This window comes from Enterobacter sp. CFEC122, assembly GCF_052983755.1.
On the sequence record NZ_JBRIQR010000065.1, the window covers coordinates 1 to 12,778 of the forward strand.

Below are 12,778 nucleotides of genomic sequence, written 5' to 3' on the forward strand. Positions count from 1 at the left end.
TCTGATCCTTCAACTCAGCAAAAGTTCGATTTATTCAACAAAGCCTTTTTTTATATACGATCTGACGAATTCAGCAGAAGGAAACTCATCATTCGTGACGAAATAAAAATTAGTTTCCCCATTAATATAGAAATGAGTGTTTACTCACAGAAAGAAAATCAGGAGTAATTATTCTGAAGACAGATAATACAGAAGTCGTACAGCGCATTTAACTCACTTCTCAGGAGGTTAATCACTCTCTATTTGTGGACAACCGACATGTCTTAAGGCTCTGGAATAACGTGTTGATATTTCGATGCGTAGCATGCAGCGGAATATTACCGGATCAATAAAGCAGGAAGAGGCGTTTTAATTCTTTCCGCAGGATGATAGTAGGGTGACTGCCATGTCTGATTATAATGAAAAAAGTGCGATCTCCGCACTTCTCGCAGGTCATTGTTCCGATCCATTTTCCGTGCTTGGCATGCACTCAACCGATGCGGGTCTGGAAGTGCGCGCATTATTACCCGATGCCACCGATGTATGGGTGATTGAACCGAAAACCGGGCGCAAAGTCGGTAAACTCGAATGCCTCGACACACGCGGGTTCTTTAGCGGCGTTCTGCCGCGCCGGAAAAATCCTTTTCGTTACCAGCTGGCCGTCACCTGGCACGGTCAGCAAAACCTGATTGACGACCCCTATCGCTTTGGCCCGCTGCTGCAGGAGCTTGATGCCTGGCTGCTCGCTGAAGGGACTCATCTGCGGCCCTACGAGACGCTGGGAGCCCATGCCGACACCATGGACGGCGTCACCGGGACGCGTTTTTCCGTCTGGGCGCCGAACGCCCGTCGTGTGTCGGTGGTCGGACAGTTCAACTACTGGGACGGCCGCCGCCACCCGATGCGTCTGCGCAAAGAGTCCGGCATCTGGGAGCTGTTTGTCCCCGGCGCGCATAACGGCCAGCTGTATAAGTTCGAGCTGATTGACGCCCACGGCCACCTGCGGGTGAAATCCGACCCGTATGCCTTTGAGGCACAGATGCGCCCGGAAAGCGCGTCGCTTATCTGCGGCATGCCGGAAAAGGTCGAACAGCCACAGTCCCGTCAGCAGGCCAACCAGTTTGATGCACCGATTTCGATTTATGAAGTGCACCTTGGCTCGTGGCGCCGCCACGCCGATAACCATTTCTGGCTCAGCTACCGCGAGCTGGCGGACCAGCTGGTGCCTTACGCGAAGTGGATGGGCTTCACCCATCTGGAGCTGCTGCCGGTAAACGAACATCCGTTCGACGGCAGCTGGGGCTATCAGCCCACCGGGCTGTACGCGCCGACCCGCCGTTTTGGTACCCGTGAAGACTTCCGCTACTTCCTGAATGCTGCCCATGCCGCGGGTCTGAACGTGATCCTCGACTGGGTGCCGGGCCACTTCCCGTCGGATGACTTTGCGCTGGCATCGTTCGACGGCACCGCGTTGTATGAACACAGCGACCCGCGAGAAGGTTATCACCAGGACTGGAATACGCTGATCTACAACTACGGTCGCCGTGAAGTCAGCAACTTTCTGGTCGGGAACGCGCTGTACTGGATTGAACGCTTCGGGATCGACGCCCTGCGCGTGGATGCGGTTGCGTCAATGATCTACCGCGACTACAGCCGCAAAGAGGGGGAGTGGGTGCCCAATGAGTACGGCGGCCGGGAAAACCTCGAAGCGATTGAATTTCTGCGCAATACCAACCGTGTGCTCGGTGAGCAGACGCCGGGAGCGGTCACGATGGCGGAGGAGTCCACCGACTTCGCCGGGGTTACACGACCGTCTTCGACGGGCGGTCTTGGCTTCTGGTTCAAATGGAACCTCGGCTGGATGCATGACACCCTCGACTATATGCAGCTCGATCCCATCTATCGTCGTTATCATCACGACAAGATGACCTTCGGGATGCTCTACAACTACACCGAAAACTTCGTGTTGCCGCTGTCACACGATGAAGTGGTTCACGGCAAAAAATCGATTCTTGACCGGATGCCTGGCGATGCCTGGCAGAAGTTCGCCAACCTGCGCGCCTACTACGGCTGGCTGTTTGCCTTCCCCGGTAAAAAGCTGCTGTTTATGGGCAACGAGTTTGCCCAGGGGCGGGAGTGGAACCACGACGCCAGCCTCGACTGGCATCTGCTGGAAGGGGGCGACAACTGGCATCACGGGGTGCAGCGTCTGGTGCGCGATCTGAACCATACCTATCGCCACCATAAGGCACTGCACGAACTGGATTTTGACCCCTACGGCTTTGAATGGCTTGTTGTGGATGACCATGAACGGTCGGTGTTTATCTTTGTCCGTCGCGATAAAGCCGGGAACGAGATAATCGTGGCGAGCAACTTCACGCCAGTACCGCGTCACGGCTATCGCTTCGGGATTAACCAGCCGGGGCGCTGGCGTGAAGAGCTGAACACCGACTCGATGCACTACCACGGGAGCAACACCGGCAACGGCGGCTGCGTGGCAAGCGAGGCGATCGCCAGCCACGGTCGGGAGCATTCGCTGTCGGTGACTCTGCCGCCGCTGGCGACAATCTGGCTGGTACGGGAATCTGCAGGGCAATAAAACGCGCAGCTGATTTATTGCAGCTGACTTATTACCGGAGGTGATCACTTCTGAATTATTTTGCAGAAGAGTGAGGCTTTTTCTTCATTATTTTCTTTTATGGCTTTTATTTAATAGCAGGACATTATTATGAGTAAACTTGAATATACTGACAACTTAATGCTGTCGCGCCAGTTACCGCTTAAATCCGTGGCCCTGATCCTCGCCGGCGGACGTGGCACACGATTAAAAGACCTGACCACTATTCGCGCAAAACCTGCGGTGCATTTCGGCGGTAAATTCAGAATTATTGATTTTGCTTTATCGAATTGTATTAACTCCGGAATAAGACGTATCGGGGTCATTACACAATATCAGTCCCATTCACTGGTGCAGCATATTCAACGCGGCTGGGCATTCTTTAACGAAGAAATGAATGAGTTCGTGGATTTATTACCGGCGCAGCAGCGGGTGCATGGTGAGAACTGGTATCGGGGGACGGCGGATGCCGTGACCCAGAATCTGGATATTATCCGCCGCTATGATGCGGAATATGTCGTTATTCTGGCCGGGGACCATATCTATAAACAAGATTATTCGCGGATGCTGCTCGATCACGTTGAAAAAGGGGCGCGCTGTACCGTGGCCTGCCTGCCGGTCCCGGTTGAAGAGGCAAGCGCTTTTGGCGTCATGGCCGTGGATGAGAATGACAAAATCATTGAATTTGTTGAAAAACCGGCTAATCCGCCCACCATTCCTGGCGATGAAACCCGCTCGCTTGCCAGTATGGGCATTTATGTGTTTGATGCGGAATATCTCTACCAGCTGCTGGAAGACGACGATCGGGATGAACACTCCACCCATGATTTTGGCAAAGATATTATTCCCAGGATAACGGCGGCAGGTGAAGCGTATGCGCATCCGTTCCCGCGCTCCTGCGTTCAGTCGGATAATAATGCCGAGCCATACTGGCGCGATGTCGGAACCCTGGAGGCGTACTGGAAAGCGAATCTGGATTTAGCCTCAGTAGTGCCAGAGCTGGACGTTTATGACCGTAACTGGCCTATCCGTACCTATGTCGAATCGCTGCCCAGCGCCAAATTTGTTCAGGACCGTTCCGGCAGTCATGGCATGACCATGAATTCTCTGGTCTCCGGCGGCTGTATTATTTCTGGCTCGGTGGTGGTGCAGTCGGTTCTATTTTCCAGAGTTCGGATTAACTCGTTCTGTAATATTGATTCGTCGGTTTTATTACCGGGCGTCTGGGTCGGTCGCTCCTGCAGGATAAGACGCTGCGTGATCGACCGGGGATGCGTTATTCCGGAGGGGACGGTGATTGGCGAAAATGCCGTTGAGGATGCGCGACGCTTTTATCGTTCGGAAGAAGGCATCGTTCTGGTTACCAAAGAAATGCTGGACAAACTTGAGGTATGAGCCCATTTGCGGAAAAAGCGTGTCCGGCGGCAGAGAAAATATTGCCCTGTCGCGGGTCGTCTCTGTGGCTGAATAATAAGGAGCATACATGCAAGTTTTACATGTAGGAGCAGAGATGTTCCCGCTGTTAAAAACGGGCGGACTGGCCGACGTCACCGGCGCGCTCCCGGCGGCGCAAATTGCCGAGGGGCTGGATACCCGCGTGCTGCTGCCTGGGTTTCCGGCGATCCGCAACGGGGTTCAGGATCCGCAGGTGGTGGCCAGCAGGGAGACATTCGCCGGGCGGATGACGCTGCTGTTTGGCCATTTTAACGGTGTGGGCATCTATCTGATTGATGCCCCGCATCTCTATGACCGGACGGGTAATCCTTATCATAACCAGCAGATGCAGGATTATCCTGATAACGTCCTGCGTTTCGCGTTGCTGAGCTGGGTCGGGGCCGAGCTTGCCGGTGGTCTTGACCCGTTCTGGCGTCCTGAAATCGTCCACGCCCATGACTGGCACGCGGGTCTCACCCCGGCTTATCTGGCCACCCGCGGCAACCCGGCCAAATCGGTGTTTACGGTGCACAACATTGCCTATCAGGGGTTGTTTCAGGCCCGGCATATGGCGGAGATCGCGTTACCGTGGTCGTTCTTCCAGATGCACGGGGTGGAGTTTAATGGGCAAATCTCCTTCCTTAAGGCGGGTCTCTATTTCGCTGACCATATCACCACCGTCAGCCCGACATATGCCCGTGAAATTACCGAACCACAGTACGCGTTTGGTCTGGAAGAGCTGCTGCGGCAACGTCAGCGGGAAGGGCGACTGTCGGGGATCCTGAACGGGGTTGACAAAAATATCTGGGATCCGCGCCGCGATCCGCTGCTGGCAGCGCCTTACGACCAGAATTCACTGGCGGAGAAAGCGAAGAACAAGCAGCAGCTGCAGACGTCGCTGGGGCTGAAGGCGGACGATCGGGCGCTGCTGTTCACCGTTGTGAGCCGGCTGACCAGCCAGAAGGGGCTGGATCTTCTGTTTGGCGCGCTGCCGGGAATTATATCTAAGGGAGGGCAGCTGGCGCTGCTGGGATCCGGGGACCCGGATTTGCAGGCCCGTTTTCTGACCGCCGAGGCGCAATACCCCGGGCAGGTGAGTATCCGGATCGGCTACGACGAGGCGCTGTCGCATCAGATGATTGGCGGCGCCGACGTCATCCTGGTGCCCAGCCGTTTTGAACCCTGCGGTCTGACCCAGCTTTATGGTCTGCGCTACGGCACATTACCGCTGGTTCGCCGTACCGGCGGACTGGCGGATACCGTCGCCGACTGTTCGCTCGAAAACCTTGTTGACGGGCTCGCGACCGGATTTGTGTTTACCGACAGCGAGACGGAATCGTTATTACATGCTATCCACCGGGCCAGTGTCCTGTGGTCGCGTCCCTCGCTGTGGCGTTACGTGCAGCGGCAGGCGATGAGCATGGATTTTAGCTGGCAAAGTGCCGCAAAGTCTTTCCACCTGTTGTATCAGCGTATTATTTAATTGCTACGGATAAGAAAAATCGAACCACGCATAAGTTATATTTCACCCAGGCTGAATGAAGAAGCGCTGCAGCATGCTATCGCTTATAACCTCATGTTTATTCTCGGTAAAGACCCTTCACTTGCCAATAAGCATGAATGGCTCAATGCTACGCTGTTCGCCGTGCGCGATCGGCTGGTTGAGCGCTGGTTGCGGGCGCATCGGGCGCGGATCTCGCAGCAGGCGCGCCAGGTATATTATCTGTCGATGGAGTTTCTCATCGGCCGTACCCTCTCGAATGCCTTACTGTCGCTGGGCATCTATGAGGATGTGAAAACAGCGCTGGCCGGGATGGGTCTGGATCTGGAAGAGCTGATTGACGAAGAGAATGACCCGGGCCTGGGCAACGGCGGTCTCGGTCGTCTGGCAGCCTGTTTTCTCGACTCCCTGGCCACGCTGGGGCTGCCAGGACGCGGTTACGGCATCCGCTACGACTACGGCATGTTCAAGCAAAACATCATCGACGGCCGGCAGATGGAGTCACCGGACTACTGGCTGGAGTACGGTAACCCCTGGGAATTCGAGCGCCATAAAACCCGCTATACCGTGCGCTTTGGCGGGCGCATTCAGCATGAGGGGAAAAACTCGCGCTGGCTGGAAACCGAAGAGATCATCGCGGTGGCCTACGATCAGATTATCCCGGGTTATGAAACCGATGCCACCAACACCCTGCGCTTGTGGAGCGCCCAGGCCAGCAGCGAGATTAACCTCGGTAAATTTAATCAGGGAGATTACTTCGCGGCGGTAGAAGATAAAAACCATTCCGAAAACGTCTCCCGGGTACTGTATCCGGACGACTCGACCTACTCCGGGCGCGAGCTGCGCCTGCGTCAGGAATATTTCCTCGTTTCGGCGACGGTGCAGGATATTCTTTTTCGCCATTACCAGTTGTATCAAACCTATGACAACCTGGCAGATAAAATTGCTATCCACCTCAACGACACCCATCCGGTGCTGTCGATCCCGGAGCTGATGCGTCTGCTGATTGACGAACACCGCTTCAGCTGGGATGACGCTTTCGGGGTGACCTGTCAGGTCTTCTCCTACACCAACCATACCCTGATGAGCGAGGCGCTGGAGACCTGGCCGGTCGAGATGCTGGGGAAAATCCTGCCGCGCCATTTGCAGATTATTTTCGAGATTAATGACTATTTTCTGAAAACCATGCAGGAGCACTATCCCGATGATATTGCGTTGCTGAGCCGGACCTCGATTATCGATGAATCCAACGACCGTCGCGTACGGATGGCCTGGCTGGCGGTGGTGGTCAGTTACAAGGTGAACGGCGTGTCGGAACTGCACTCCCGGCTGATGGTGGAGTCGCTGTTTGCCGATTTCGCCAGAATCTTTCCGCGCCGCTTCACCAACGTGACTAACGGCGTCACGCCGCGCCGCTGGCTGGCTGCCGCTAACCCGTCCCTTGCCGCGGTTCTGGACCGCCATATCGGCCAGACCTGGCGAACGGATTTAAGCCAGCTGAGCGAAATGGGGGAATATCAGGATTATCCGCTGGTTAACCAGGCCGTCAGCGCCGCCAAACTGGCGAATAAACAGCGTCTGGCCGATTATATCGCCCGTCAGCTGGGCGTGGTGGTGAACCCGAACGCGCTGTTTGATGTGCAAATTAAACGGATCCACGAATATAAACGCCAGCTGATGAATGTGCTGCATGTGATCACCCGCTACAACCGTATCAAGGCGGACCCGCAGGCCGAATGGGTGCCGCGAGTGGTGATTTTCGCCGGCAAAGCCGCGTCCGCTTACCACACGGCAAAACAGATCATCCATCTGATAAACGACGTCGCCAAAGTCATCAACAGCGATCCGCAGATTGGCGACAGACTAAAGGTGGTGTTCATTCCCAACTACAGCGTCAGTCTGGCGCAGATGATCATTCCGGCCGCGGACCTTTCTGAGCAGATTTCGCTGGCAGGGACTGAAGCCTCCGGGACCAGTAATATGAAGTTCGCCCTCAACGGTGCGCTGACCATTGGCACGCTGGACGGCGCCAACGTTGAGATGTTGGAGCACGTGGGTGAGGACAATATCTTTATCTTCGGTAATACCGCTGCAGAGGTCGAGGCGCTGCGCAGCAACGGTTATCAGCCGCGTGATTACTACGACCAGGATCAAGAGCTGCGCCAGGCGCTGACCCAGATGGGGACCGGGGTGTTCAGCCCACAGGAGCCGGGCCGCTATCGCGGTCTGCTGGATTCGCTGATCAACTTTGGCGACCACTATCAGGTGCTGGCCGATTACCGCAGCTATGTTGACTGTCAGGACAAGGTGGATGCGCTCTACCGAACCCCGGAAGAGTGGACCGCCAAAGCGATGCTCAACATAACCCACATGGGCTATTTTTCATCGGACCGTACGGTGCGGGAGTATGCGCAAAAGATCTGGTATATCGACAAAACGCAACTCTGAGCGCGTACTGACAACCAGGAAACGCCGGGGCGGGTGGCAGGAGACCGGCCCCGTCGATGAGCGACCCGGCAGCAACACATAAATAAGCCTGACGGATATGACAGGAGAGAAAAATGACGGACAGTAAACGCGCAGGGGAGCCTGCACAACAGAGTGATTTGATTAACGTCGCTCAGCTGACCGCGCAGTACTACGTACTGAGGCCGGAAGCGGGCAACGCGGAGCATGCGGTGAAGTTTGGTACCTCTGGCCATCGTGGCAGTGCAGGGCGCCATAACTTCAATGAGCAGCATATTCTGGCGATCGCGCAGGCGATTGCGGAAGACCGCGCCAGGAACGGGATTACCGGTCCCTGCTACGTGGGTAAAGATACCCACGCGCTCTCCGAACCGGCCTTTATTTCCGTACTGGAAGTGCTGGCGGCCAACGGCGTTGATGTTATCGTGCAGGAACACAACGGTTTCACCCCGACGCCGGCCATTTCCAATGCCATCCTGGTGCACAACAAAAAAGGTGGTCCGCTGGCAGACGGCATCGTGATCACGCCGTCTCATAACCCGCCGGAAGATGGCGGTATTAAGTACAACCCGCCGAACGGCGGCCCGGCGGATACCAACGTCACCAAAGTGGTAGAGAATCGCGCTAACGAACTGCTGGCCTCGGGTCTGCAGGGCGTCAGGCGCATCTCCCTCGATGCGGCACTGGCATCCGGTCATGTTAAAAAGCAGGATCTGGTACAGCCGTTTATCGAAGGGCTGGCGGATATCGTCGACATGGCGGCAATTCAGAAAGCCGGCCTCAAGCTCGGGATCGATCCGCTGGGCGGGTCCGGTATCGAATACTGGAAACGTATTGCCGGGCACTACAAGCTCGACCTGACTATCGTCAACGATCACGTCGATCAAACCTTCCGCTTTATGCATCTGGATAAAGACGGCGCCATTCGCATGGACTGCTCATCTGAGTGCGCAATGGCGGGCCTGCTGGCGCTGCGCGATAAGTTTGACCTGGCTTTTGCTAACGATCCAGATTATGACCGTCACGGCATCGTCACGCCGGCAGGGCTGATGAACCCGAACCACTATCTGGCGGTGGCGATTAACTACCTGTTCCAGCATCGCCCGCAGTGGGGCCAGGATGTGGCGGTGGGCAAGACGCTGGTCTCTTCCGCGATGATCGACCGTGTGGTGAACGACCTCGGCCGCAGGCTGGTTGAAGTGCCGGTGGGCTTTAAATGGTTTGTTGACGGCCTGTTCGACGGCAGCTTCGGCTTCGGCGGAGAAGAGAGCGCGGGCGCCTCGTTCCTGCGTTTTGACGGAACGCCGTGGTCGACCGACAAAGACGGGATCATCATGTGCCTGCTGGCGGCGGAAATCACCGCCGTCACCGGTAAAAACCCGCAGGAGCACTACGACGAACTGGCCGCCCGCTTCGGCGCGCCGAGCTATAACCGGCTGCAGGCTTCGGCCACTTCCGCACAGAAAGCGGTGCTGTCGAAGCTGTCGCCGGAAATGGTCAGGGCCAGTCAGCTGGCGGGTGACCCGATCACTGCGCGTCTGACCGCCGCGCCGGGCAACGGCGCATCGATTGGTGGCCTGAAAGTGATGACCGACAACGGCTGGTTCGCCGCCCGACCGTCAGGTACGGAAGACGCTTACAAGATCTACTGCGAGAGCTTCCTCGGGGAAGCACATCGCAAGCAGATCGAGAAAGAAGCGGTGGAAATCGTGAATAGCGTGCTAGCGGCGCACCAGTAGAGCAGTTGACGTACTCCGCTGAGCCGGAGTACGTCATAGTTACCCGGCGACACCAATACAGGCACCACTTTGTCAGAACATAAGGAACGGGACGCTTCGCAAAAGGTATTGCTGCGGGGACTATATGAATATCTATGTTATTACCAATAATAATTTCATGCTTGTAGGTCTGAAATGTATGTTCAGCGACAACAGCCTCTCCGTCAACAGGGTTGTGTTTTCACGGGTCAGCGATATTGCCTTCAGCAACAGCGATGTGGTGATTGTGGAGTCAGAGCTGAACACCGGCGATGCCGAACGTCTCAAGTACCTACACATTTCACCGGTCAATCTTATCTTTTTATTAAAACCGGCGTCAGGAATGAGCGGGACAGGGCGTGAAGCGGTATGCATTGACACTGAATTAAGCGGTAATGAATATCTCATGATGAGGCAGGCGTTTAAAAAAATGGGGATCAATCTGAAGAGGGACAAGTTGTCATTTACCAAAAGAGAAACACATGTTATCAATATGATTTTAAATGGTTATTCGATAGATGAAATTTCCCGTAGCCTGCTGATCTCCAAAAAAACGGTTCAGTCTTTTGTCGGTATTGTTTTGCATAAACTGAATACCACCAAAATAAGTGGAATATACCGCAAAAAAAATCTCATCATCGACAGTTTTGCCAGGAGGAGCCTGCATCGTTAGGATGCCCTATAAACTAATGATCTGCTTATGGAAAGTCACTATTTCATATATTAAGTTTCAACTAAATTTGTTATAAATTATTTTATGTTGTTATGTTGAACGGGGTTTGATTATTGGTATGCTTCAGAAAAAATAAACATACATCATGGGTGCTAACATGATGAAAATATATGAAACCATAGTCATCAAATGATTTAAGCATACAATAAATAATATAGGATTATATCCTCTATCTGTGAATGGTGGGCGGCAGAGGAAAAACGGGATATATATTTATGTATTTCATCTTTTTATTATAAAAAACTGTTATGTAAATTCTGTAGCGGGAGGGGGTATGTTTAGTGAAGACGCACACTATGAATTTCTAAAAAGATATTACAGAGCGGAGTTTTTTGAAGGAAGAAATGGTTCCATTTGGGGAATAAATTATTCTTACAATTTGGCAAGGGTGGGTATGAATATGCTTGAAAGATATGGCTATGGGATAATATTAAAGCATGAATCTATCACTGGTGAAACCATTTACTATGATCGTAGTCTGACGATACTATTTGGTGACAGAATTACACAGGCCCTGGGAGGTCAGTATTGCAACAGAGAAATGAGAGAATAATGATTTAATATATTTTTTAATCGCTCGTTAAACATTGGAACTTTTCTCAGAACGTGACTGCAATGTCTTCAACGCATCTAACATGTCGTCGCCGTTCAGTGAGCGCTGCGATTATTTCTCTGTTGGTTTTCTGCGCCGCCGCAAAGAGCCATCACCGGCAGGGATCGCCTGTGAACGGTTGTTATCGCGTTTATCCTGAACATCAATCTAAATTGAAATGTCCGCATGTAGGTTATGTTTCAGCCTTTGCCGAAGATGTCTTTACTCCGGGTCTGAAGTTGCTGCAGGGCTTCCAGCATGTCGTTATGGTCCAGACTTCGTTGTGATTTCTTGCCGGGTTGTTTCTTTCTGCGTGAGGTCTGGCCGTCCAGTGATGGCAGGGCCTGTGAGCGGGTGTTGTCCCGTTTGTCCTGAACCAGCTTTATCATTTCCAGGGCACGTCCCAGACGCTTGTTGTCGATGATGGCGCCCTGGTCCAGTTCTCCCAGTCGGTCGTAAGTGGTAAAGGGCAGGGAAGTGCCGCTGGCCCGGAGCTCAATGTCACCATCCGGGTATTGCCATACCTCGATGTACTTCCCCTGAAAACGCCGGTTTTCTTCATTATCTTCAAGCAGATAAAGCTTTTTATCATACTGTAATGTCAGGTTTTTCGAGACCTTACGCTGCTCGCGCCAGGTGAATGTCGCCTGCAGGTTTTCGCCATTATCCAGCTGGCGATGTACGTCAAAATCGTGACGTGGCGGCTTTGCAAACCGACGGTTGTAATCTTCCATGAACTCATCAGCAAAGGCGTTTGCAGCCTCAGGTGTGCTGATACCGCGGAGCCGCAGTTCCTTGACCAGGCGGTCCTGTAATGTCAGATGAGCCCGTTCAACACGCCCCTTGGCTGAACTGGTGTTGGCACAGATACCAGTGATATTCAGCTCGTTCATGGCACGACCAAACTGAGTCTGGCCATCTCCGCCGGTGGCCTGCTTGTTGTTGATCCTGAAGACGCTGGCTTTGTCGCTGTAGAATGCCAGAGGCTTACCGTAGCGCTCCAGATATCCCCGGGTGGCTTCAAAATAGGTGAACGTGGACTCCGAACTGACGAACAGAAGCTGCATCAACCGACTTGTTGCATCATCAACGTAAACGAGCAGCGTGCAGGCCGGACCACGGTCCTCGAACCAGCGATGTTCACTGCCATCAATCTGGATGAGTTCGCCGGTGCAGGCCCGACGTGGGCGTGGCTGATGCACACGAGGTGGCCGTAACTTACGAGGGATCCATAAACCATCCCGGGTCATAAGCTTACGTACAGTCTCTTTAGCAAGATAAAGGTCATGAATCTCAGCAAGCTTCTCGCAGGCCAATGTCGGGCCAAAGTCGGCGTAACGTTCGCGAATGATGCGCAGCGCACGCTCAGCGAGGCCAGGCATCAACTGTCGGTTACTAGGCTGACCACGTCGGCGGTTAACCCGCGATAGCGGTCCGTGTTCACGATAGCGCTCGAGTAGCCGGCGGCAGTGCCTGTCAGAGATCTCAAGTCGGGTTGCTGCAAGACGCGTGGTAAGACGCCGGTCGATAACGTCCTGCAGGATCCTGAGTCGGTTTACATCGTTCATCGAGAAAAACTCCGTTCCGTATGCCGTCATGAGTCTCATCCTTTGAAAGCAGCGATCGCGGTGGCGAGACTGTAGCGCGGACATGTCTATTTGGTCAGAGACGGACATCTCAATTTAGCTGTTACACTGTA

Annotated in this window: 8 protein-coding genes and 1 pseudogene; 7 read left to right on the top strand and 2 right to left on the bottom strand. The window is 53.9% G+C overall.

The window, feature by feature from the left end; all coding sequences use genetic code 11:
- Positions 1 to 385 precede the first annotated feature (385 nt).
- The 7 genes from glgB to ACVCAM_RS24985 all read left to right on the top strand — a co-directional run bounded on the left by glgB (position 386) and on the right by ACVCAM_RS24985 (position 11,040).
- The gene (gene glgB, locus ACVCAM_RS24955; RefSeq protein WP_004099052.1) at positions 386 to 2,578 is read left to right on the top strand and encodes a 1,4-alpha-glucan branching enzyme; all 2,193 of its coding nucleotides are present in this window, start codon (positions 386 to 388) and stop codon (positions 2,576 to 2,578) included.
- A gap of 129 nt (positions 2,579 to 2,707) precedes the next feature.
- Entirely contained in the window at positions 2,708 to 3,991 is a 1,284-nt protein-coding gene (glgC, locus tag ACVCAM_RS24960) for a glucose-1-phosphate adenylyltransferase (protein WP_004099051.1), read from the top strand.
- 88 nt (positions 3,992 to 4,079) lie between these two features.
- The gene (gene glgA, locus ACVCAM_RS24965; protein WP_009653212.1) at positions 4,080 to 5,513 is read left to right on the top strand and encodes a glycogen synthase GlgA; all 1,434 of its coding nucleotides are present in this window, start codon (positions 4,080 to 4,082) and stop codon (positions 5,511 to 5,513) included.
- A gap of 18 nt (positions 5,514 to 5,531) precedes the next feature.
- Positions 5,532 to 7,979 (top strand): glycogen phosphorylase, encoded by a 2,448-nt coding sequence (gene glgP, locus ACVCAM_RS24970; RefSeq protein WP_023157975.1) that lies wholly within the window; start codon positions 5,532 to 5,534, stop codon positions 7,977 to 7,979.
- A gap of 113 nt (positions 7,980 to 8,092) precedes the next feature.
- Entirely contained in the window at positions 8,093 to 9,736 is a 1,644-nt protein-coding gene (gene pgm, locus ACVCAM_RS24975) for a phosphoglucomutase (alpha-D-glucose-1,6-bisphosphate-dependent) (protein WP_004197675.1), read from the top strand.
- 124 nt (positions 9,737 to 9,860) lie between these two features.
- A complete protein-coding gene (locus ACVCAM_RS24980) occupies positions 9,861 to 10,427 on the top strand; it encodes a LuxR C-terminal-related transcriptional regulator (RefSeq protein WP_004197678.1) in 567 nt (188 codons plus the stop codon).
- Positions 10,428 to 10,761: 334 nt separating this feature from the next.
- Complete coding sequence (locus tag ACVCAM_RS24985) at positions 10,762 to 11,040, top strand: hypothetical protein (protein ID WP_004197671.1); 279 nt, start codon at positions 10,762 to 10,764, stop codon at positions 11,038 to 11,040.
- Between the two features lie 27 nt (positions 11,041 to 11,067).
- On the opposite strand, the pseudogene ACVCAM_RS24990 reads toward ACVCAM_RS24985, so the two are convergent.
- A pseudogene (locus ACVCAM_RS24990) lies at positions 11,068 to 11,241 on the bottom strand (ISNCY family transposase); the annotation flags it as partial.
- A 38-nt stretch (positions 11,242 to 11,279) separates the two neighbouring features.
- Entirely contained in the window at positions 11,280 to 12,677 is a 1,398-nt protein-coding gene (locus ACVCAM_RS24995; RefSeq protein ID WP_009653207.1) for an ISNCY family transposase, read from the bottom strand.
- Between the last annotated feature and the right edge of the window lie 101 nt (positions 12,678 to 12,778).

Coding starts and splice junctions, on each gene's coding strand:
- glgB (WP_004099052.1), top strand. CDS start 386: ATGTCTGATTATAATGAAAAAAGTGCGATCTCCGCACTTCTCGCAGGT.
- ACVCAM_RS24995 (WP_009653207.1), bottom strand. CDS start 12,677: ATGACGGCATACGGAACGGAGTTTTTCTCGATGAACGATGTAAACCGA.
- ACVCAM_RS24980 (WP_004197678.1), top strand. CDS start 9,861: ATGAATATCTATGTTATTACCAATAATAATTTCATGCTTGTAGGTCTG.
- pgm (WP_004197675.1), top strand. CDS start 8,093: ATGACGGACAGTAAACGCGCAGGGGAGCCTGCACAACAGAGTGATTTG.
- ACVCAM_RS24985 (WP_004197671.1), top strand. CDS start 10,762: ATGTTTAGTGAAGACGCACACTATGAATTTCTAAAAAGATATTACAGA.
- glgA (WP_009653212.1), top strand. CDS start 4,080: ATGCAAGTTTTACATGTAGGAGCAGAGATGTTCCCGCTGTTAAAAACG.
- glgC (WP_004099051.1), top strand. CDS start 2,708: ATGAGTAAACTTGAATATACTGACAACTTAATGCTGTCGCGCCAGTTA.